The sequence below is a fragment of the Streptomyces sp. HmicA12 genome (genome assembly GCF_000373565.1).
GTDB lineage: Bacteria > Actinomycetota > Actinomycetes > Streptomycetales > Streptomycetaceae > Streptomyces.
Genome location: NZ_KB891797.1, coordinates 662,319 through 682,450 on the forward strand (window position 1 = coordinate 662,319; position 20,132 = coordinate 682,450).

Annotated in this window: 22 protein-coding genes, 1 pseudogene and 1 riboswitch; of the genes and pseudogenes, 7 read left to right on the forward strand and 16 right to left on the reverse strand. The window is 69.4% G+C overall.

Features of this window, described 5'->3' with window-relative positions; genetic code table 11:
- Positions 1–145: 145 nt before the first annotated feature.
- On the reverse strand, positions 146–487 hold the full coding sequence (locus B072_RS0103220; protein ID WP_018528485.1) for a DUF397 domain-containing protein: 342 nt from the start codon (positions 485–487) through the stop codon (positions 146–148).
- Complete coding sequence (locus B072_RS0103225; protein WP_018528486.1) at positions 484–1,290, reverse strand: helix-turn-helix domain-containing protein; 807 nt, start codon at positions 1,288–1,290, stop codon at positions 484–486. The genes B072_RS0103220 and B072_RS0103225 overlap by 4 nt, the downstream gene beginning before the upstream one ends.
- Before the next feature lie 99 nt (positions 1,291–1,389).
- Here B072_RS0103225 and B072_RS0103230 point away from each other — a divergent pair, with 99 nt between their 5' ends.
- On the forward strand, positions 1,390–1,863 hold the full coding sequence (locus B072_RS0103230; RefSeq protein WP_018528487.1) for an ATP-binding protein: 474 nt from the start codon (positions 1,390–1,392) through the stop codon (positions 1,861–1,863).
- Here B072_RS0103230 and B072_RS0103235 read toward each other — a convergent pair.
- From B072_RS0103235 to B072_RS42255, 5 genes and pseudogenes are all read right to left on the reverse strand, one after another.
- On the reverse strand, positions 1,820–2,302 hold the full coding sequence (locus B072_RS0103235; protein ID WP_018528488.1) for a hypothetical protein: 483 nt from the start codon (positions 2,300–2,302) through the stop codon (positions 1,820–1,822). The genes B072_RS0103230 and B072_RS0103235 overlap by 44 nt on opposite strands.
- 3 nt (positions 2,303–2,305) lie before the next feature.
- Positions 2,306–2,515: a bacteriocin immunity protein gene (locus B072_RS0103240; RefSeq protein ID WP_018528489.1), complete on the reverse strand. Its 210-nt coding sequence runs from the start codon at positions 2,513–2,515 to the stop codon at positions 2,306–2,308.
- Positions 2,516–2,996: 481 nt separating this feature from the next.
- Positions 2,997–3,488, reverse strand: coding sequence for an SMI1/KNR4 family protein (locus B072_RS46160; RefSeq protein ID WP_078506256.1), 492 nt, complete (start codon positions 3,486–3,488; stop codon positions 2,997–2,999).
- Between the two features lie 146 nt (positions 3,489–3,634).
- Positions 3,635–4,081, reverse strand: a complete 447-nt coding sequence (locus tag B072_RS46165) for a hypothetical protein (protein WP_078506257.1) — start codon at positions 4,079–4,081, stop codon at positions 3,635–3,637.
- Positions 4,082–4,108: 27 nt separating this feature from the next.
- A pseudogene (locus tag B072_RS42255) lies at positions 4,109–6,061 on the reverse strand (RHS repeat-associated core domain-containing protein); the annotation flags it as partial.
- 298 nt (positions 6,062–6,359) lie between these two features.
- Here B072_RS42255 and B072_RS46170 point away from each other — a divergent pair.
- A protein-coding gene (locus tag B072_RS46170) for an IS5 family transposase (protein ID WP_237500060.1) occupies positions 6,360–7,156 on the forward strand; the annotation gives its coding sequence in 2 pieces (ribosomal slippage) (positions 6,360–6,672 and positions 6,672–7,156; 798 coding nt in all).
- Here B072_RS46170 and B072_RS0103260 read toward each other — a convergent pair.
- From B072_RS0103260 to B072_RS0103275, 4 genes are all read right to left on the reverse strand, one after another.
- Positions 7,150–7,461, reverse strand: coding sequence for a hypothetical protein (locus tag B072_RS0103260; protein WP_018528493.1), 312 nt, complete (start codon positions 7,459–7,461; stop codon positions 7,150–7,152). The two genes, B072_RS46170 and B072_RS0103260, sit on opposite strands and share 7 nt — an antisense overlap.
- A gap of 321 nt (positions 7,462–7,782) precedes the next feature.
- Positions 7,783–8,508 (reverse strand): isocitrate lyase/PEP mutase family protein, encoded by a 726-nt coding sequence (locus B072_RS0103265; RefSeq protein WP_018528494.1) that lies wholly within the window; start codon positions 8,506–8,508, stop codon positions 7,783–7,785.
- Positions 8,502–8,951: a carboxymuconolactone decarboxylase family protein gene (locus tag B072_RS0103270; RefSeq protein ID WP_026245398.1), complete on the reverse strand. Its 450-nt coding sequence runs from the start codon at positions 8,949–8,951 to the stop codon at positions 8,502–8,504. Before B072_RS0103270 ends, B072_RS0103265 begins: the two co-directional genes overlap by 7 nt.
- A complete protein-coding gene (locus B072_RS0103275) occupies positions 8,948–9,454 on the reverse strand; it encodes a carboxymuconolactone decarboxylase family protein (RefSeq protein WP_018528496.1) in 507 nt (168 codons plus the stop codon). The genes B072_RS0103270 and B072_RS0103275 overlap by 4 nt, the downstream gene beginning before the upstream one ends.
- A gap of 46 nt (positions 9,455–9,500) precedes the next feature.
- Here B072_RS0103275 and B072_RS0103280 point away from each other — a divergent pair, with 46 nt between their 5' ends.
- A complete protein-coding gene (locus tag B072_RS0103280; protein WP_018528497.1) occupies positions 9,501–10,916 on the forward strand; it encodes a PLP-dependent aminotransferase family protein in 1,416 nt (471 codons plus the stop codon).
- Positions 10,917–11,136: 220 nt separating this feature from the next.
- Here the strand turns inward: B072_RS0103280 and B072_RS0103285 are convergent, their stop codons facing one another.
- Positions 11,137–11,973 carry a hypothetical protein gene (locus tag B072_RS0103285; RefSeq protein WP_018528498.1) on the reverse strand — a complete coding sequence of 279 codons (837 nt, stop codon included), beginning with the start codon at positions 11,971–11,973 and terminating at the stop codon, positions 11,137–11,139.
- 136 nt (positions 11,974–12,109) lie between these two features.
- Between B072_RS0103285 and B072_RS0103290 the strand changes: the two genes are divergently transcribed.
- Both B072_RS0103290 and B072_RS0103295 read left to right on the forward strand, forming a co-directional pair.
- Entirely contained in the window at positions 12,110–12,445 is a 336-nt protein-coding gene (locus tag B072_RS0103290; RefSeq protein WP_018528499.1) for a hypothetical protein, read from the forward strand.
- A gap of 3 nt (positions 12,446–12,448) precedes the next feature.
- Positions 12,449–13,636, forward strand: a complete 1,188-nt coding sequence (locus B072_RS0103295) for a glutathionylspermidine synthase family protein (RefSeq protein WP_018528500.1) — start codon at positions 12,449–12,451, stop codon at positions 13,634–13,636.
- 28 nt (positions 13,637–13,664) lie between these two features.
- Here B072_RS0103295 and rocD read toward each other — a convergent pair whose 3' ends face one another.
- Positions 13,665–14,879 (reverse strand): ornithine--oxo-acid transaminase, encoded by a 1,215-nt coding sequence (rocD, locus tag B072_RS0103300; RefSeq protein WP_018528501.1) that lies wholly within the window; start codon positions 14,877–14,879, stop codon positions 13,665–13,667.
- A gap of 118 nt (positions 14,880–14,997) precedes the next feature.
- A riboswitch (ZMP/ZTP riboswitch) is annotated at positions 14,998–15,084 on the forward strand.
- A gap of 46 nt (positions 15,085–15,130) precedes the next feature.
- Here rocD and B072_RS0103305 point away from each other — a divergent pair.
- A complete protein-coding gene (locus tag B072_RS0103305; protein ID WP_018528502.1) occupies positions 15,131–16,579 on the forward strand; it encodes a glycine hydroxymethyltransferase in 1,449 nt (482 codons plus the stop codon).
- A 73-nt stretch (positions 16,580–16,652) separates the two neighbouring features.
- Here B072_RS0103305 and B072_RS0103310 read toward each other — a convergent pair whose 3' ends face one another.
- The 3 genes from B072_RS0103310 to B072_RS0103320 all read right to left on the reverse strand — a co-directional run bounded on the left by B072_RS0103310 (position 16,653) and on the right by B072_RS0103320 (position 18,966).
- Entirely contained in the window at positions 16,653–17,327 is a 675-nt protein-coding gene (locus B072_RS0103310; RefSeq protein ID WP_018528503.1) for a hypothetical protein, read from the reverse strand.
- A 144-nt stretch (positions 17,328–17,471) separates the two neighbouring features.
- A complete protein-coding gene (locus tag B072_RS0103315) occupies positions 17,472–18,290 on the reverse strand; it encodes a hypothetical protein (protein ID WP_043243240.1) in 819 nt (272 codons plus the stop codon).
- Positions 18,283–18,966 (reverse strand): sigma-70 family RNA polymerase sigma factor, encoded by a 684-nt coding sequence (locus tag B072_RS0103320; RefSeq protein WP_018528505.1) that lies wholly within the window; start codon positions 18,964–18,966, stop codon positions 18,283–18,285. Before B072_RS0103320 ends, B072_RS0103315 begins: the two co-directional genes overlap by 8 nt.
- A gap of 122 nt (positions 18,967–19,088) precedes the next feature.
- Here B072_RS0103320 and trpS point away from each other — a divergent pair, with 122 nt between their 5' ends.
- Entirely contained in the window at positions 19,089–20,102 is a 1,014-nt protein-coding gene (gene trpS / locus B072_RS0103325) for a tryptophan--tRNA ligase (protein ID WP_043243105.1), read from the forward strand.
- The last annotated feature ends 30 nt before the right edge of the window (positions 20,103–20,132 follow it).

Below are 20,132 nucleotides of genomic sequence, written 5' to 3' on the forward strand. Positions count from 1 at the left end.
CGCAACCTGATCGCGGAAGGTCATGTCGCCTGGCAGTGGCGGCAGTTGAGCGCGCCGAGTCTGCGCGGTGGGCAGGGTGGGAGGGTGGGTCGAGACCCGACCACCCATTCCTTGAAAGCAGCGCTCGGGTTTCGGGGCTCGAAGCTCAGGCGGTGCGGGTGGCGCGGCGAGAGGCGCTGGGGGCGGCGCTGCGGGCGTGCGCCAGGAAGGCGTTCCAGGCGGGCGCGGCGGCACTGAAGCTGGGACTTTGGGACCCGAGCTTCGAGTCGCGGATGTGGATGAGGGTGGGGCAGGCGGCGACTTCGAGGCAGTTGCTGCCCTCGCTGTCGCTGTAGCTGGACTTCCGCCACTCCAGGGCGACTTCGAGGCAGTTACTGCCCTGGCTGTCGCTGTAGCTGGACTTCCGCCACTCCAGGGCGACTTCGAGGCAGTTGCCGCCCTGGTCGTCGCTGTAGCTGGACTTGAACCACATCAGGCTGGCGTTCACGGTTCCTGCGCCACCTTTCTGATGAACTCGGCCGAATCCTCGGGGCTGAGAGCGTGCATGAGGATCATGCCATGGGCCCGGGTGAGCGCACTGACCTTGTCCGCGTCGGCGTACAGGGTGCTGGTCTCCGGCCCTTCCACGTACGCGTAGCGCTCATGGTCGACCGTCTCCACAAGGGCAACGGCGCCTCGGAGCGCGACACCGTAGGCCCGCCCGAAGGGCAGTACCTGAATCAACACGTTCCGCAACTCACCGACATTCAGTAGATGTTGGAGCTGCCGCCCCATCACCTCGGGCCCGCCCACCTGTGACCGCAACGCCGCCTCGAACATCACGAAGCTGAACATGACGCCCGTACGCGCGCTCAACGCCTCCTGCCGCTTCAGTCGCCCGGCAACGCGCTCCTGGACGGTCTCGTCGTCGAGCGGCGGGGAACTGGCGCTGATCAGCGCGGTCGCGTACTCCGGCGCCTGGAGCAGCCCGGGGACGAGCAGCGGCTCGTACGAACTGACGGCGATGGCGTCCTTCTCCAGCGCCATGAACTCCTGCGACCGCTGCGGATGCGGCTCGGGCTTCAGGTACTCCTGCGCGGCGACGATCTTCCCGCCCGCGCCGCAGAGTTGGTCGGCGATCTGGAGGAGCCGGAGGGTCGGCTTGCGCCGCCCGTTCTCCATGGACTTCACGTACTCGCAGCCGTACCCGGCTTCCTTGGCGAGTATCTCGCGGTCGACCCCCGCCTCGGTGCGCCACAGCTTGATCTGGCTACCGCAGTAGCGCCACGCGGGATTCATCTCGGTCGACATCGGCACGCACACCTCCACCAAGGGCCACGACGGGTACAACTACCCCGAGTACATGCGCCGTTACTCCCGAGCGTACGCGCGAACCGGGACGGTGAACGCATGCAGACGAAACCGCCGACGCAACTCCCCCGGGACATCGAGTGGCGCCTGCCGCGTCACGCACGAAGCGTGGGCCGGGCACGCCACCTGTTCCGGGAGCAGGCCGCATCCTGGGCGCTGCCCCAAGAGGTCGCGGAAACGGCGGAGTTGCTGCTCAGCGAACTGATGACGAACGCCTACCGCCACGCGAAGACCCCGGCCGGCCGGGAGATCTGGGCCCGAGCGATCCTGACGCGGGACCGCCTACGGGTGCAGGTGACGGACGCGAGCGACGTACTCCCGGCGCCGCGCACGGCGTCGTCGGAGGAGGAGTCGGGGCGGGGGCTGGCGCTGGTGGAGATGCTGGCGGGGGAGTGGGGCGCGGAGCCCCGGCAGGAGGGGGTGGGCAAGGTGGTCTGGTTCGAGCTGGGACTCGGATCGCCGAAGTCCCCTACGGCCCCGGCCGGAACTTGGGCCGCCCCCAGGAAGCCGTGAGGAAGTAGGCCCACCACACCGGATTGATGAGCTTGAGCCACTTCCCCCGATCGGACAAGTACCGCTCCCAGTAGGCATCCTGCTCCTCGACGGAGCCGACGAGGCCGGGCTCACAGTGGTCGAAGGTGGGAACCAGGTCCCGCACGGTAACCGGCCGCCACCGGTGCAGGACGTAGATCATCCAGGATCCGTACGAGGAGGCGAACCCGGACGGCCGGACATTGGCCCGTGCCCCGTTGCAGCAGATCTTCACGGCCCGGGGCGCGAGTTCCGCACGCAGGACGCGCAGGACGTCGAAGACGTCGTCCCCCTGAGCGGAACACTCGTTCCCCGCCGGGGACCGCAGAGTGAGGACCCACGGCCCGTCCCCTTCGACAAGCAGCTTCCACTCGACGAGCCGTCCGTCGACCTGTACGCGGACGGGCAGTTCCTCGTTCAAGTGTCACAGCTCGATGGGGCAGTAGGCGAGAGCCTGCTGCACCACTTGCTCGGCGGTGAGTTCAGGGGTGTTGTAGTAGATCAGGTCGGTGATGCGTGGATGCGGGACGCTAGATCTCAGCTCCTCGACGAGCCGGTCCTCGCGGCCCTCGGGGAGGCGTGCGTCGATGAGCAGTTGGACCATGCTCACCAGTTCCTCGCGCGACTTGCTCACGTCAGAGGGTCCGGTCGGGAGAACGCCTCGGCCAACGCCAGCCCTTCCCGCGCGGCAACGACCTGCCGCGCCCGCAGATCGGCTCGTGTGCGCGGGCGGTACCGGGGCTCCCGATCGCACCCGCAGGCCGACCGCCCTTCGTAACGCAGCCCCGCCGCCAGCACGGCGGCCACTACGGACCAGCCACGCACGTCACGTCTGCGCGGCGGCGCGAAGTCATGACCGGCGCACACGAGGGGCCGGGCGCAGTTCGGGCACGGGTGCTCCTGATGCGCGTAGGCGTGCTGCTTGAAGCTGACGCGACACGAGACGCACACGTAGTGGAGCTTGTAGGAGACCTCCGCGTAGAAGCACACGCCGTCACCGTACTGAGCCTTCGCGCGACGGTCCATGCAATTTCACGCGGAGGAGCATCGGCGGAGGAGCGCGTCAGCACGCCGTTTCAAAATTTGGGCGACCGTGTTGGCCAAGTGGATGAATGTCAGTCTGATGACACACGCCAACGGTCAACAGCTTTCTGGCTGACATTCAGTGCGTATGTTCCAAAATTCTGGCCCAATACTTCACTGTCGTTCAGGTCTGTGTCTCCCGGGTTCCAGACGCGAATGGGATACTCGCCTTCGGTGTCCCTACTCGAAGTGTCGAGAACAATCAGACCTCCCATTCCATCGAACATTACGACGATGAACGCTGTGGGTAGGCCATGGCTTCGTGCATCCAGTGTTTCAGACACCGAACCCAGAAGCTTCTCACCCATGCCTGGGGTCTGATAGAGGCCGATAAATTCCTCTCCCGCAATATCACAGGTTCCGACGACTGAGAGGAATTTGCGATATGAAGGCGGGAAATTCAGGCCGATCTGCTCTTCTGCTGTCGTGATCATCTCCTCGCTGCATCCGTCGGCGAAGTGTGCAATGTCATCGTTCTCGCGCATCAAGGCGATGAGCCGTTCGGTTGCTTCAGGTCCATTCATTGATCCGTGAATCCTTTTGCGCGCGTGACCATGGCTGTCCGGCTCTGCTTGGTCCTGCTCTCGATTCTCGGACCGGTCGTCGCGATCAGGCTGAGCGCTCCATTTTCCGCCCCGGGTGGATGTGAGATGGGGAATCTCGGTGATACTCAGGCAAATTCATGTGTCACCACCCAGTATTCATCCTCTTCCAAGGTGACGGCGCACAGGCGGCGCCCATCGGTCGAGATGGCAACGAAATCCGTATTGCCGGTTGCTGCAAAAATGCGAGACGGTAGACTGTGTCCGACTGGATCCTTTACTTTGACCCAACCGAAGGAGCTTCCGCCACTTCCAGGTGGGATAATTAGGAACGACTGGTCATCTGCATACAGTGAGTGGTGAAGCGCTTGCTCGTGCCATTCTTGATCTAGCTCCTCCGGTGGGCGAGAAGAAGTCGCGGGGATTCTTGCGGTTGGTTTAACGTCGACCCCGGTGGCAGCGTAAATGGCTGTCATTGTAGAGGTGCGCACCTGGGTTTCGAATTCGGATACGAGTTGGAGTCCACAATGCGTGATCGTGTCACGCCAGCCTTCCGTGGGTGATTTGTGAGCCATGCCTGCACTCCCTTCCTTCTTTTATGTTCATGAGCCCCATCCGTCGCGATAGAAGAGATGGTGATCGCCGCCGGGCTTATTTATCTTGGCGTACCGTTCCATATCTTCCGGATAGCCTGCCGATCCGTCGGATCGAAATACTCTCTGGTTATCCCATCCAAAGTTGACGAAGCTGCGACTGTCGTCGACCTTAGGTTTTCCTGCGTGGAAATGTGGTCCAGCCTTGTCGAATGTGTGCTCGACGATTACGCGGGATCCCTGGTCGGTCTCAAATTGGCGAAAGTGGCCCCAGTGCTGCCATTGGCTCGAATAAGTGTATCCCGGCACGTGTTTGAGCTGTTCATTTCCAGTGACAGTCCATTCTGCCACTGGCTTCTCGCCATACGGAACCCCAGCAAGGTCGTAAGCCGCCCTTTCTGCGTCTTGGCGATTCTGGAAGGGGTTGCTGCGCTCGCCCAGAGGGCACGGGGTGAGCCCGTGCGGATCGGCCGAGGTGTGCGGGTTGCGGACGTACGTGCTGGGGTTCGGTGCGGGCGTCAGTCCCAGCGGATCAGGCGTGAGGTATCGGGCAGTCGCAGGGTCGTAATGACGGAATAGGTTGTAGTGGAGCTGAGTTTCAGGATCGAAATACTGCCCTGGGTAGCGTATAGGCGTGTGGGTGGTCGCGGTTCGCGTCCAGACCGTGGCCCCCCAGAGCGTATTTCGGGTGCGTGCGGCAATAGTGCCGCCCTCGTCCAAGAGCTCGGTGGGGGCACCGACTAGATCGGTGACAATCGTGAAGAAGCGTTCGTCGATTTCATGCTGAGCGGCACGGGGCGCATATATTCGCTCTCGCTGCAGGAGAGGCTCGAGAGCGTTGTAGTCCCAGGTGGTTGCAAGCCCGGTGTTGCTGTCCGAGCCATGCGTAGTCTGCTCGCACAGAGTCGTACCGTCCCACGCGAACTCCACCCGCTCCAGAACCACTTCGCCGTCCCCGGCCAACCGCAGCTTCGCGATCCGCCGCCCCAGCGGGTCGTACAGATACCGCCACACCACGCCGTCAGGCGTCACGCACGCGACGAGTCGGTCCTCCGCGTCCCACGTGTAGCACCACGTGTCCGGCTTGCGGGACAAGCGCGTCTTCTGGCGGAGCGTGGTGCGGCCCGCCGCGTCGTACTCGTAGCGGATGGCGCCCGCGCGGGTGATCCGGGTGCCGATGTACTCGCGGGCGCCCGTCGCCTCCTGGCCCGGCATCGACTCCGGCCAAGTGGCCTGTGTCTGGTTGCCGGCGGCGTCGTACGCGTAGGACTCGGACCAGTTGTGGGCCGTCACCGCCGTCACGCGACCCCGTGCGTCGAGGGTGAAGCGGCGCGGGCCGTTGAGCGCGTCGTCGATCGCGGTGAGGTTGCCGTCGGCGCGGTAGGTGTACGCGCGGTGCTGGAGGGGTTGCGCGGCGGGGCCCGTGACCTGGTGGGTCGTGAGGCGGCCCAGGGGGTCCCAGGTGCTGGTCAGGGTCAGGGCGGGGCCGAGCGTGCGCGTCAGTTCCTGGCCGAGGGCGTCGTGCGTGAAGGAAAGTGTGCGGCCGGACGCGGTCAGGGCGGTGCGGTTGCCCGCCGCGTCGTAGGACCAGGCGCTCCCGGCGCCCGTGGGCGTGGTGCGAGAGGTGCGGCGGCCGAGGGCGTCGTACGTGTAGGAGACCGTGCGGCCGTTCGTCGACTCGGAGAGTGTGCGGCCCGCCGTGTCGTACGTGTACGTGAGGACGGCGTCCGGGCCGCTGATGCGGGTGGGGCGGCCGGCCAGGTCGTACGAGTACTGGGTGACGGCCCCCGCCGCCGTCTTGGCCGTGAGGTTGCCGAGCGGGTCGTGGGTGAACTCGATCGTGTCGCCGAGCGGGGTGGTGCGGGTCGTGAGGCGGCCGGACGCGTCGTGGGCGTAGTGCTGCGTGCGGCTGTCGAAGTCCGTCTCCGCGATCAGGCGGCCCGCCGGGTCGTAGGAGTAACTGATCGTTTCAGAATGAACGCTTGGCCAGGCGGTTGTTCGCTGCGAATATGCGCTTTCGACTCGGCGGTGATGGGCAGGACGCATGATGACGCGGTGGCATCTCTTGCGAGGGGACATCCTGATCGGCGAACTCAGTGAGTACGGTTGCGATCAGCCGTTCTTCCTGGCGCGCTTCACTCCGGGGCCAGGCTGGGAGAGTGTTACTGATCGTTTCAGAATGAGTTGAGCCGCGGGTCTTGCACTGGACGATCTTGGTCGGCAGGGTGTCCGGGTGCGTACTGATCTCGTTTCGGACGACATGTGGGAGCGGGTGGCCCCGCTGCTGCCACCCACTCCCGAGCGGCGCCGCCGGTATCCCGGGCGGTTGCGTGTTCCTGACCGAACAGCGCTTGCCGGAGTCCTGTTCGTGCTGCGGACCGGTGTCGCTTGGCGGGACGTCCCGGCGGAGACCGTGGGCTGTTCCGGGGTGACGGCCTGGCGTCGGTTGCGGGACTGGACGGAGGCTGGCGTGTGGCCGCGCCTGCACGCAGCCCTGCTGACCGAACTGCGCCGCGCCAATCTGCTGGACCTGGACGACTGCTCCGTGGACGGGTCGCACATCCGGGCACTCAAAGGGGGGACCACGTAGGCCCCTCGCCCGTCGACCGCGCCCGCCCTGGCTCCAAGCACCACCTGATCGTCGACCGCCACGGAATCCCACTCGCCGTCACACTCACCGGCGGCAATCGGCACGACGTAACCCAGCTTCTGCCCCTGCTCGACGCGGTCCCGCCAATTCGGGGCCGGCGGGGACGTCCCCGCCGCAAGCCACGGCGTCTGTATGGCGACCGGGGCTACGACTTCGACAAATACCGTCGCCTGCTGTGGAAGCGTGGCATCAAGCCGTTGATCGCGCGACGCGGCGTCGCCCACGGGTCCGGACTGGGCAAGGTGCGCTGGGTGGTTGAGCGCGCCTTCGCCTGGCTGCACCAGTTCAAACGGCTCCGCATCCGCTACGAACGACGCGCCGACCTCCATCGCGGACTGCTTCAACTGGCTTGCAGTCTCATCTGTCTGCGGCGGCTCCTGCAGGCGCGCCAACCACCGCGTCAGTAGCGGAGGCGAGCTTCGAACCCGTCGATGCGCAGCATGCAGTTCTTGAGAACCTGCAACGAGGGCTGGTGGCCATCAACCGGAACGAGTCTGAGCTCCAGATCCTGCAACGGCTTGAGCACAGCGAAAGTTCGAGCCCCGTCCGGGTCCGGCCCGCTGAGGGCCGCCGATGCCTCGAACAACGCCCTAACACTCTCCCAGCCTGGCCCCGGAGTGAAGCGCGCCAGGAAGAACGGCTGATCGCAACCGTACTCACTGAGTTCGCCGATCAGGATGTCCCCTCGCAAGAGATGCCACCGCGTCATCATGCGTCCTGCCCATCACCGCCGAGTCGAAAGCGCATATTCGCAGCGAACAACCGCCTGGCCAAGCGTTCATTCTGAAACGATCAGTTATCAGCCGTTCTTCGGGCCCATGGCGGAGGGGTCACCCCGGACCCGTTCAGTGACGCCCGCGCGACCAACCGCGGCCGGAGATCAGCCCGTCGCGCCGGAACTCCTGCGTCGGCCGACCTGGAAGCGGGCCTTCCGGCCCGGCACGGTGACCGATCCGATCTCCCGGCGCCGGGCTCCGGGCGCCGGGCTCCGGGCGCCGGGCCCCGGAAGAGCGGGTGGCTCCGCTGCTCGCCGCTACAGCAACCCCTCCGCGATCTCCCGCACCGCCGCGACCGCCCGCCGCTGAAGCCCCGGTCCGAACGTGATCCGGGTCGCCCCCGCCTCGCCCCACTCCCGCAGTGAAGGACCGTTCGGCGGTGCGCCCACGTTGATCGGGCCGGTGATCTCGGCGCGCAGGCGGGGGAGGGCCTCGATGGGGGCGCCGATCGGGTACACGCAGTCCGCGCCCGCCGCCACGTACAGGCGGGCCCGCTCGATCGCCGCCGTGATCGGGTCGGCGGCGGTCCTGATGAACGTATCGATACGCGCGTTCAGGACGACGGCGCCGCCCGCCTCCGCCCGCACCTCCGACAGCCAATCGGCGTGCGCGCGGGGGTCCTTGAGGCCGCCGTCGCGGGTGGAGTCCTCCAGATTGCAGCCCACCGCGCCCGTCTCCAGGAGGCGCTCCACGAGTTCCTTCGGGGCCAGGCCGTAGCCGTCCTCGATGTCCGCGCTGACCGGCACCGACACGGACCGCACGATGCGGCGCACCGCCGCGAACATCTCGTCGGCGGGCGTGGCCCCGTCCTCGTAGCCGAGCGACGCCGCGACCCCCGCGCTCGGCGTCGCGAGCGCCGGGAAGCCGGTCTCCTCGAAGACGCGGGCGCTCGCCGCGTCCCACGGGCCCGGCAGGACGAGCGCATCGCCCGGGGAACGGTCGTGGTGCAGGGCGCGGAACGCGTCGGCCTCGGTGTTCACCACGCGGGTCCTCCCGGTGCGATGCGGCGGCTGACCATCAGCCGGTTCCAGCTGTTGATGACGGTGATCACGCCGATGAGATGGGCGAGCTCGGTCTCATTGAACTCCTTGGCGGCGGCCGCGTACACGTCGTCCGGCACGAATCCGTCCGTGAGGACCGTGATCGCCTCGGTCAGCGCGAGCGCCGCCCGCTCCCGCGCGCTGTACAGGTCGCCGGCCTCGCGCCAGGCATTGAGCAGGGCGATCCGCTTCGCGCTCTCGCCGTTCTTCTCGACCGCCACGTCCACGTGCATGTCGAGGCAGAACGCGCACTCGTTGATCTGCGACGCCCGGATCATCACCAACTCGGCGAGGACCGGATCGTCGAGGCCCTTCTTGGCGGCGGCGGCCAGTCCGCTCATCGCCTTGAGGACCCCGGCGTCCAAGTAGCTGGTCCTGGCGCTCACTTGGCACCGACCGGCTTGTAGTGGCCCGCGACCATGCGCGCGGTCACGCCGAACCGGTTCCAGGCGTTGATCGTCGTGATCGCAGCGATGAGCTGGGTCAGCTCCTTCTCGTCGTACAGCCGCGCCGCCTCCTCGTACACGTCGTCCGGCACGAAACCGTCCGTGAGGACCGTGATCGCCTCGGTCAGCGCGAGCGCCGCGACCTCCTTCTCCGTGTAGAAGTGCTTGCTCTCGTCCCAGGCGGCCAGCTGCACGATCCGCTCCACGCTCTCACCGGCCGCCAGCGCGTCCTTGGAGTGCATGTCCACGCAGAACGCGCAGTGGTTGATCTGCGAGGCCCGGATCTTCACCAGCTCGTACGTCACCGGGTCCACACCCTGCCGCGCCGCCGCGTCGAGCCGGACCATCGCCTTGTAGACGTCGGGGGCGTGCCGCGCCCAGTCGAGGCGGGGCGTGTGTTCGTGCACGTACTCCGGGGTGCCGCTGTTCGTGTTCGTCGTCATGCTTCGAGACTACGAAGGCATTAGCCCAGGAGTATGGTCCATTTCCATGTCAGGATCTTGGGCCACTTCACCGTCCGGGCAGGCGCTCGGCATCGACCTGCACATCGCGCCCGCAGACGGCTCCGGCCTGCGGCGCGGCCTGACCGACGCGCTGCGCGAGGCGGTACGCGGCGGGCGCCTCGCCCCCGGAACCCGGCTGCCCTCCTCGCGCACCCTCGCCGCCGATCTGGGCATCGCCCGCAACACCGTCGCCGACGCCTACGGCGACCTCGTCGCCGAGGGCTGGCTCACCGCGCGGCAGGGCTCCGGTACGCGCGTCGCCGAACGGCCGGTCGACGCCCCGTGTCCGGCCTCCGCCCCGGCCCGCCGCGCCACCGGTGCCCCGGCGCACGACCTGCGGCCGGGCAGCCCCGACCTCGCCTCCTTCCCCCGCGCCGCCTGGCTCAAGGCCGCCCGCCGCGCCCTGGCCGCCGCCCCGAACGACGCCCTCGGCTACGGCGACCCGCGCGGCCGCCCCGAACTGCGCACCGCGCTCGCCGGGTACCTCGCCCGCGCCCGCGGTGTGCACGCAGACCCCGACCGCATCGTGATCTGCTCCGGGTTCGCGCACGGCCTGCAACTCCTCGGCGACGTGCTGCGCGCGCGGGGCGGGAGCCGTGACGTGGCCGTCGACTCCCTCGGCCTGCCGCCCCACTGGGACATCCTGACCCGCGCGGGCCTGCGCACCCGCCCGCTCCCGTACGACGAACTCGGCACGTGTGTCGGCGAGTTGGGTGACGCGGGCGCCGTACTCCTCACTCCCGCGCACCAGTTCCCGATGGGCGTCCCGCTCCATCCCGACCGGCGCGCGGCCGTCGTCGACTGGGCCCGGCGCACCGGCGGCCTGGTCCTGGAGGACGACTACGACGGGGAGTTCCGCTACGACCGCCAGCCCGTCGGCGCGCTCCAGGGCCTCGACCCCGAACGCGTCGTCCACCTCGGCACGACCAGCAAGTCCCTGGCCCCGGGGCTCCGGCTCGGCTGGATGGTGCTGCCGGCCGGGCTCGTACCCGAGGTCGTCGCCGCGAAGGGGGTCAGCGACTGGTCCTGCGGCGTCCTGGACCAGCTCACCCTCGCCGAGTTCCTCGCGTCCGGCGCCTACGACCGTCATCTGCGCGCCGCCCGCCTGCGCTACCGGCACCGCCGCGACCAGCTCATCGCCGCGCTCGCGGAGCGGGCACCTTCGGTGCGGGTCACCGGCATTGCGGCCGGTCTGCACGCGGTGCTCCGGCTGCCGCCCGGCACCGAGCAGTCGGTGGTGCGGGCGGCCGCCTGGCAGGGTCTGTCGCTGGTGGGGTTGTCGTCCTACCGGCACGGTGACGCGGGGGGCGCTCCGCTCGATGCCCTGGTAGTGGGGTACGGGACGCCCGCGGATCATGGGTGGGTGGGGGCGCTGGACGCGTTGTGCCGGGTGCTGCCTTGACGTGTTTCGGCTGCGGGCCGGTGGGGGCTTCTCGCGCCCCGCGGCGGAGCGGCTGAGCGATACAGCCCCGCGCCCCTGAGGCATGCGCTGCGCGCAGCCTCCCCTGAGTGAGCGGAGCTCACTTCAGGGGCGCGGGGAACTGCGCGACCAGCCACGACGCAACCCGCACCCGGCAACGCACCCCCAAGCCACCCCGAGCCCCCAAGCCCCCCGCACCAACTCACCCCGAACCGACGGAGTCAGGCGGGGCCTCTCCGAAGCGGGCCAGTGCCAACGCCCCCGCCACCGCCACCACGAACCCCAGCACCGCCAGCCACCCGAGCCCCTCCCGCGTACGGTCCCCGAGCCACACCACCCCCACCAGCGCGGGCCCGACCGTCTCCCCGACCACCATCCCCGCCGTCGCCACGGTCACCGACCCGCGCTGCAACGCCGACGTCAGCAGCAGGAACGCCGCCCCGCCACCCACCAGCAGCGCGTACACCGCCGGATTGGCGAACAGCGCCCCCGGCGACACGTCGTCGACCAGCCGCACGCTCACCTCCACCACCCCGAACCCGAACCCCGCCCCGAGCCCCAGCGCGAGCGCCCGCGCCCGCCCCGGCAACCGGCCCGCCACCACCCCGACGAGCAGCACCCCCACCGCCACCCCGAGCATCGCGAACCGCAGCGCGTCCGACCCGGCCCGGTCCCCCTCCGCCCCCGACGCGAGACCCAGCATCGCGAGCCCGGCGCACACGGCCCCCACCGCACCCCACTCGACCCCGCTCAACCGCACCCGCAACAGCCGCGCAGCGACCACCGCGGTCACCGCGAGACTCGCGGCGAGGGCCGCCCCCACCGCGTAGATCGGCAACGACCGCAACGCCACGACCTGCAGCACGAAACCGACCCCGTCGAGCCCGAGCCCCACGACATAACGCCACTGCCCGAGCGCCCGCACCAGCAGCGCCGGATCGACCCCCGACCCCGTACCCGGCTCGGCCGCCCGCGCTGCCATCGCCTGGAGCACGGACGCCGTGCCGAAGCAGACGGCGGAACCCAGTGCGCAGAGCATTCCAAGAGTCACAAAGGGAATCTTGGGGTACTCGGGTCTACGGCCGTGGAAGGCGCTCTCTACGCTGGGCGCCGACACACGCACCACTCACGCCACATCACACATCACACATCACGGGACACACGGGGGAACACCAATGACGGACAGCACTGTCCAACGACGCCTGCGCTCCGGCACCGTCGTGCTCGGCGGCGTCGGACTCCTCGCCGCCACGCTCACGGCCTGCGACTCCGACCCGGACAAGCGCTGCGTCGACCGCGACAGCTACACCACGAGCAAGGGCTACAAGGTCGTCGACGACAAGTACTGCAAGAGCGGCTCGTCGGGCGGCAACGCCGGCTGGTACTACGGCGGCTCGAAGAGCGGCAGCCGGGTCAAGAGCGGCTCGTTCACGAAGTCGTCCGGCGGCTCCGGCGGTTCGGGTGTCTCGCGCGGCGGCTTCGGCGGCGGCAAGGGCAGCTCGGGCGGCTGAGGCATGCGCAGACACGTCATCGCCCCGCGCCCCGGCTGGCAGCGGACCGTCGAGGAACAAGGCCTCATCTACCCCCTGACCCGCTACCCGGACGACTCGCTGCGCCCGTACTGGGACGAGAGCGCCTACTACGAGTTCTCGCTGCCCGAGGTGGAGGCCCTGGAGGAGGTCGTCGAGGAGCTCCACGCCATGTGCCTGGCCGCGGCCGCGCACATCGTGGACGATAACCGCTTCGCCGACCTCGGCATCACCGACCCGCGCGTCGTGCGGGCGGTCACCGAATCCTGGCGCCGCCGGGACGAACTCCCCTCCCTCTACGGCCGGTTCGACCTCCGGTACGACGGCACGGGCCCGGCGAAACTCCTGGAGTACAACGCCGACACCCCCACCTCCCTCGTCGAGGCGGCGAGCCCCCAGTGGTTCTGGATGGAAGAACGCTTCCCCGGCGCCGACCAGTGGAACTCCCTCCACGAACGCCTCGTCGACGCCTGGAAGAAGCAGGCGCCCCTGCTGCCGCCCGGCAGCCCCCTGTACTTCGCGCACTCCTCCGCCGACGAACTCGGCGAGGACCTCATGACGGTCGGCTACCTGAAGGAGACCGCGGAACAGGCGGGCCTTCCCACCGACTGGATCTCCATGGAGGAGATCGGCTGGGACCACCTCGCGGGCCGCTTCGTCGACAACCAACTCCGCTTCATCCGCAGCTGCTTCAAGCTGTACCCGTGGGAGTGGCTGACCACCGACGAGTTCGCCGAGCACGTCCTCGACACCCTCGACAACGGCGGCGGCACCGGCAGCACCCTGTGGATCGAGCCCGCCTGGAAGATGCTGCTCAGCAACAAGGCGCTGCTCGCCGTCCTGTGGGAGCTGTACCCGGACCACCCGAACCTGCTGGCCGCCTACGTCGACGGCCCGCGCGACCTCGCCACCACCACCGGCTACGTCGCCAAGCCCCTCCTGGGACGCGAGGGCGAGGGCGTCACCCTGCACGAACCGGGTTCACCACTCGTCGCGGCGGGTGAAGAACCGTGCTGCTACCAGGAGTTGGCGCCCCTGCCCGACTTCGACGGCAACCGCACGGTCCTCGGCGCCTGGGTCGTCGACGGCGAGTCGGCGGGCCTCGGCATCCGGGAGTCCGCGGGGCCGGTCACGGACGAGTACGCCCGCTTCCTGCCCCACGTCATCCTCTGAACTTGCTCAGTCCGCCGCTGCCCGGGGCTCAGGCCCCGAGCACGGCCCGCAACTGGTCGAGCCCCCAGTCCAGATCCTCCTTGCTGATCACGAGCGGCGGCGCGATCCGGATCGTCGACCCATGGGTGTCCTTCACCAGCACCCCCCGCGCCATCAGCTTCTCGGAGATCTCCCGGCCCGTCCCGAGCGCGGGATCGATGTCGACGCCCGCCCACAGCCCACGGCCGCGCACGGCGCTCACCTTCCCCGTCCCCACCAACAGCCCCAGTTCGGCGTGCAGATGCTCGCCGAGTTCGGTGGCGTGCTGCTGGAACTCCCCGCTCCGCAGCATCGCGACGACCTCCAGCGCCACCGCGCAGGCGAGCGGGTTCCCGCCGAACGTCGACCCGTGCTCACCCGGCCGGAACACCCCGAGCACGTCCCGGTCGGCCACCACCGCCGACACCGGCACGACGCCGCCGCCGAGCGCCTTGCCCAGCACGTACACATCGGGCACCACGCCCTCGTGCTCGCACGCGAACGTCCGCCCGGTGCGCCCCAGCCCCGACTGGATCTCGTCCGCGATGAACAGCACCCCGCGCTCGCGCGTCAACTCCCTCACGCCCGCGAGGTATCCGGGCGGCGGAACCAGCACCCCCGCCTCGCCCTGAATGGGTTCGAGCAGCACCGCCACCGTCTCGTCCGTGACCGCGGCCCGCAGCGCGTCCAGATCCCCGTACGGAACGATGTCGAACCCCGGCGTGTACGGTCCGAAGTCGGCCCGCGCCTCCGGGTCGGTGGAGAAGCTGACGATGGTCGTCGTCCGCCCGTGGAAGTTGTCGCTCGCCACCACGATCCTGGCCCGCCCGTCCGGCACGCCCTTGACCCGGTACCCCCACTTCCGGGCGGTCTTCACAGCGGTCTCCACCGCCTCCGCCCCGGTGTTCATCGGCAGCACCATGTCCTTGCCGCAGAGCTCCGCGAGCTGCGTGCAGAACTCGGCGAACCGGTCATGGTGGAAGGCTCGCGAGGTCAGCGTGACCCGCTCCAGCTGAGCCTTCGCGGCGTCGATGAGCCGCCGGTTGCCGTGCCCGAAATTGAGCGCGGAGTACCCGGCGAGCATGTCCAGATAGCGCCGCCCCTCGACATCCGTCATCCACGCCCCCTCGGCCGTGGCGACGACCACCGGCAGCGGATGGTAGTTGTGCGCGCTGTGCGCGTCGGAGGCGGTGATGAAGTCCTGCGTGGCGTGGGCGGGAGTCACAGAAGTCACGGGATCTCCGTTCGTACGGCTCTGTCCGGGACGGGCTTGTGGCCCGTTCCTATCGTGGCTTGCATCGTGGACAGGGAAACCTCGCCCGTCGACGCGCCCGGTAATGTGAGAACCGAGCCGTGACTGGCGCGCTGGGATGGGACCGACCATCGGGGAGCGGCTCGTGAACTGTGTGCCGTGCGCCTGGGCCGACCGAGAACCGACCGCTCATCAAGCGACGACCGCGTCCGGAGGCAGCCCCCATGTCCCAGCACGACCTCACCCCCGAATCCACCGCGTACCGCGCGGCCCTCGACGTCGTACGCAGCGTCGAGCCCCGCATCGCCGACGCCATCGGGCAGGAGCTCACCGACCAGCGCGAGATGCTCAAGCTGATCGCCTCCGAGAACTACGCGTCCCCGGCCACGCTGCTCGCCATGGGCAACTGGTTCAGCGACAAGTACGCCGAAGGCACCGTCGGCCGCCGCTTCTACGCCGGCTGCCGCAACGTCGACACCGTCGAGTCGATCGCCGCCGAGCACGCCCGCGAGCTCTTCGGCGCCCGCCACGCCTACGTCCAGCCGCACTCCGGCATCGACGCCAACCTGGTCGCCTTCTGGGCCGTCCTCGCCGACCGCGTCGAGGTCCCCTTCCTCGCGAAGACCGGGGTCCGGCAGATCAACGACCTCACCGACGCCGACTGGGCCGAGCTTCGCCAGGCCTTCGGCAACCAGCGCATGCTCGGCATGTCCCTCGACGCGGGCGGCCACCTCACCCACGGCTTCCGCCCGAACATCTCCGGAAAGATGTTCGACCAGCGTTCCTACGGCACCGACCCCGTCACCGGTCTCGTGGACTACGAGGCGCTGCGCGCGCAGGCCCGCGAGTTCAAGCCGGCCATCATCGTCGCCGGCTACTCCGCCTACCCCCGTCTGGTGAACTTCCGGATCATGCGCGAGATCGCCGACGAGGTCGGTGCCACGCTCATGGTCGACATGGCGCACTTCGCCGGTCTCGTCGCCGGCAAGGTGCTGACGGGCGACTTCGACCCGGTACCGCACGCGCAGATCGTCACGACCACCACCCACAAGTCGCTGCGCGGCCCCCGCGGCGGCATGGTCCTGTGCGACGACTCCCTCAAGGACCAGGTCGACCGCGGCTGCCCGATGGTGCTCGGCGGCCCGCTGCCGCACGTCATGGCCGCCAAGGCAGTCGCCCTCGCCGAGGCCCGGCAGCCCGCCTTCCAGGACTACGCGCAGCGCATCGTCGACAACGCCCGCGCCCTGGCCGAGGGGCTGACGCGCCGCGGCGCGACGCTGGTCACGGGCGGCACGGACAACCACCTGAACCTGATCGATGTCGCCACCTCCTATGGTCTGACCGGCCGCCAGGCCGAGTCCGCGCTGCTCGACTCCGGTGTCGTCACCAACCGCAACGCCATCCCGGCCGACCCGAACGGCGCCTGGTACACGTCCGGCATCCGCATCGGCACCCCCGCCCTCACCACGCGTGGCCTGGGCGTCGCCGAGATGGACGAGATCGCCGCCCTCATCGACCGGGTCCTGACCTCCGCCGAGCCGGGCACCACCAAGTCCGGCGCCCCCTCCAAGGCGAGCCACGTCCTGGAGCCGAAGGTCGCCGACGAGGTCGCCCACCGCGCCACCGACCTGCTGGCCGGCTTCCCGCTGTACCCGACGATCGACCTCGGCTGAGATCCCGGCCCCGACCGAGATCCCGCCCGGCCCGCGACGCGCGTGGGCCGGGCGTTCGGCTCTCGCCCTCCGTTCACAGGTCCCGCAGTTCCTGTCGCGGGCCGGGCTCCCGGTGGCGCAGCCGCATCGACGCCACGGCCCGCGGCACCCGTGCCACCAGCGGCCGCACCAGCAGGGCGAGCGCCGCCCCCGCGACCAGCCCGGGTATCGCCCACCACCAGTCGACGCCGTCGTGGTCGCGGGCCGGTACCGCGCTTCCGTCGGTCACGCTGCCGGCGGCGGCCGGTGCCGGGTAGACGGGAGCCGCACCGCCGGGCGACGTCCTGCCCATCACACCCAGCTTGTGCAGCAGGGTCCGCAACTGGTCCGGGTGCCGGGCCCGGTGCCAGTAGCCCTCCGTCTTCGGGAGGTCCGTGGCCGTGTGGATCCAGACCTCCTTGCTCTTCGGGGTGTCCGGATAGACGCGGTCCACCCGCCATTCCTGTATGTCGTGGATCAGCCACGTCACGCTCAGCTGCCGGCCCGCTCCGACGCTCAGGCCAGGCGGCAGCTCGCTCTGTCCCGGTGCCGTGTCGCCGAGCTGTTCGCTCAGCTCCCCGTACTCCTTGTCCGTGAAGTAGAGAGCCCTGCTCTCCTTGCTCTCCGGCGACACGACGAGGGCGCTCGTGGGCCCGCCGGCCAGCGCTTGCGGCGCGCCGAGCAGGAGCAGGGCGAGGGCCGCCACCGGTGCCGTGACCAGTGCGGCCATCCTGCGAACCGTACGCATCCGAACCGTACGCATCCGAACCCCCAGCCGATCCTCGGTGCGGCCTCTCCGCACCGACTCACCTCTGGTACACCGCCCGGGCCGCCCGGGTTCCCACTTCACCGGGCCCACTTCACCGGCCCCACGTCAACGGGGGTCACCTTCGGGCACCGACCGCGCGATGCGCAGCGCCTCGGCCTCCGAGCCGACGCCTTCGAGGCGCAGGGTGAAATCACCGTGCGGCCACAGCAGCGTGGGGCCCGCGGTGCGCTCCGACCGGGTCCAGCGGTCTCCGTCGTCGCCCAGCATCCAGAAGCTCAGCCGGTGGTCCCGCACGAACCACAGCCCGGTCTCCCGCCCGACCTCGACCCAACGCGGCGGCACCGGGACCGTCTTGGCGAAACCGACGTCGAGCCGCGCCGGGAACTCGTCGAGCCGGATCGTGCGGCCCTCGTCCCGCCAGCACAGGCTGAGCAGGGTGCGGTCGTGCGGCTCGCGCGCGACCGAGACCGTGTCCGGCGGCCCCAGCCCGGTCGGGATCAACGGCTCGAAACCGGCCCGGCGCGCGGCTTCCTCCAGGGACAGGGACGTGCCGCAGCCGGGCACCCGGGCACCTGCCGAAGGGGCGCTCGACGGGTCGTGACGCACCTCGACCCCGCCGAAGCCGAACCAGTCCGCGACGGCCGCCCGCACCGGTGACGTCAGCACGGCGACCGCCGCCACCCCGCACACCACCGCGGCGAGCACCCGCCGGCGCATCCGCGCCCAGCACCCCGCCCGGCGCAGCCACGCGCGCGGCCCTCGTGGCTCGGCCACGGGGGTGGGCACCCGCTCGGCGACGATCTGGGCGAGGACCCGCTCCGCCATGGTCGGGCCCGCGCCGTCGGGGCCCTCCATGAGGCGGCCCAGCGCCCGCAGCTCGTCGGGCAGGCCGCGCTCCTCACCGTCCCGCTCGCGCTCACTCATGTCCGGCACCCCCTCTCCCGAGCCTGCCGGACGCGCCGAGCCGCTGGGCCGGCATCGGCGCGGGCCCCTGCGCCGCGGGCAGCAGCTGCCCCAGCTTGCGCAGTGCGCGGCTCAGCCGGGACTTGACCGTCCCGCGCGGCCAGCCGAGTGCCTGTGCCGTCTCCACCTCGTCCATCTCCAGCAGATAGCGGCACGTGACGACGAGCCGATGGTCCTCGCTGAGCAGTTCGAGTGCGGCGAGCAGCTCGGCCCGGCGCTCCACCGCGAGCGCCGCGACCGCGGGATCCGCCGACTCGGGTATCCGTGGCTCCGCCTCCACCAGCGCGGCCTCTCGGCCGGCGAGGGCGCGTCGCCGACCCGCCGATCTGATTGTGTTCCTCGTCTCATTGGCGACGATCCGCAGCAGCCACGGCTTGAACGCCGAGCCGTCCCTGAAGCGTCCGAGCCCGCAGTACGCCTTGAAGAACGACTGCTGCACCACGTCTTCCGCGTCCGCCCCCGCGCCCAGGGCGCGCGCCGCGCGCAGAGCGATGCCGGTGAAGGCGCGGACCAACTCCGCGTACGCCTCCGGCTCTCCGGCGCGCACACGGGCGATCACCGCCCCCTCGTCGACGACGCGGCCCCCCTCCAGGCCCTCTGCCCCGGCGTCCCGCAGGCCTTCCCCCTGTGCCCTCACACCCTTGATACACCGGTCGTCAGCGATCGGTTCCCACCCGTCACCAGCCGATTCCACACTTGTCGTGGACGCGTCCCGATCCTGTCCACGGTCCATGAGGGACACCTGAGACAATGAGGAACATGGCCTCTGAACGTCCCCGTGTGCTTTCCGGAATCCAGCCCACCGCAGGCTCGTTCCACCTCGGCAACTACCTCGGCGCGGTCCGCCAGTGGGTGGCGCTGCAGGAGTCCCACGACGCCTTCTACATGGTGGTGGACCTGCACGCGATCACCGTGCCGCAGGACCCGAAGGACCTGCGGGCGAACACCCGGCTCGCCGCCGCCCAGCTGCTCGCCGCGGGTCTGGACCCGGACCGGTGCACGCTGTTCGTCCAGAGCCATGTGCCCGAGCACGCGCAGCTCGCCTGGGTCATGAACTGCCTCACCGGTTTCGGCGAGGCGTCCCGCATGACGCAGTTCAAGGACAAGTCCGCCAAGCAGGGTGCCGACCGCGCGAGCGTCGGCCTGTTCACGTACCCGATCCTGCAGGTCGCGGACATCCTCCTGTACCAGGCCCACGAGGTTCCGGTCGGTGAGGACCAGCGTCAGCACATCGAGCTGACCCGTGACCTCGCCGAGCGCTTCAACGGCCGGTTCGGTGAGGCGTTCACGATCCCGAAGCCGTACATCCTCAAGGAGACGGCGAAGATCTTCGACCTTCAGGACCCGTCGATCAAGATGAGCAAGTCGGCGTCGACGCCGAAGGGGCTCATCAACCTGCTCGACGAGCCGAAGACGACGGCCAAGAAGGTCAAGAGCGCGGTCACCGACACCGACACCGTGATCCGTTACGACGCGGTGAACAAGCCGGGTGTCAGCAACCTCCTCACCATCTACTCCACCCTCACCGGCACCGGTATCCCGGAACTGGAGCAGAAGTACGAGGGCAAGATGTACGGTGCGCTCAAGACGGACCTGGCCGAGGTCATGGTCGACTTCGTGACGCCGTTCCGGACCCGCACCCAGGAGTACCTGGACGACCCGGAGACGCTCGACGCGATCCTGGCCAAGGGCGCGGAGAAGGCGCGGGCCGTGGCCGCGGAGACCCTGGCCCAGACGTACGAGAAGGTCGGCTTCTTGCCCGCCAAGCACTGAGGCCGCTCGCGCTTCCCGTGGCCCGTACGA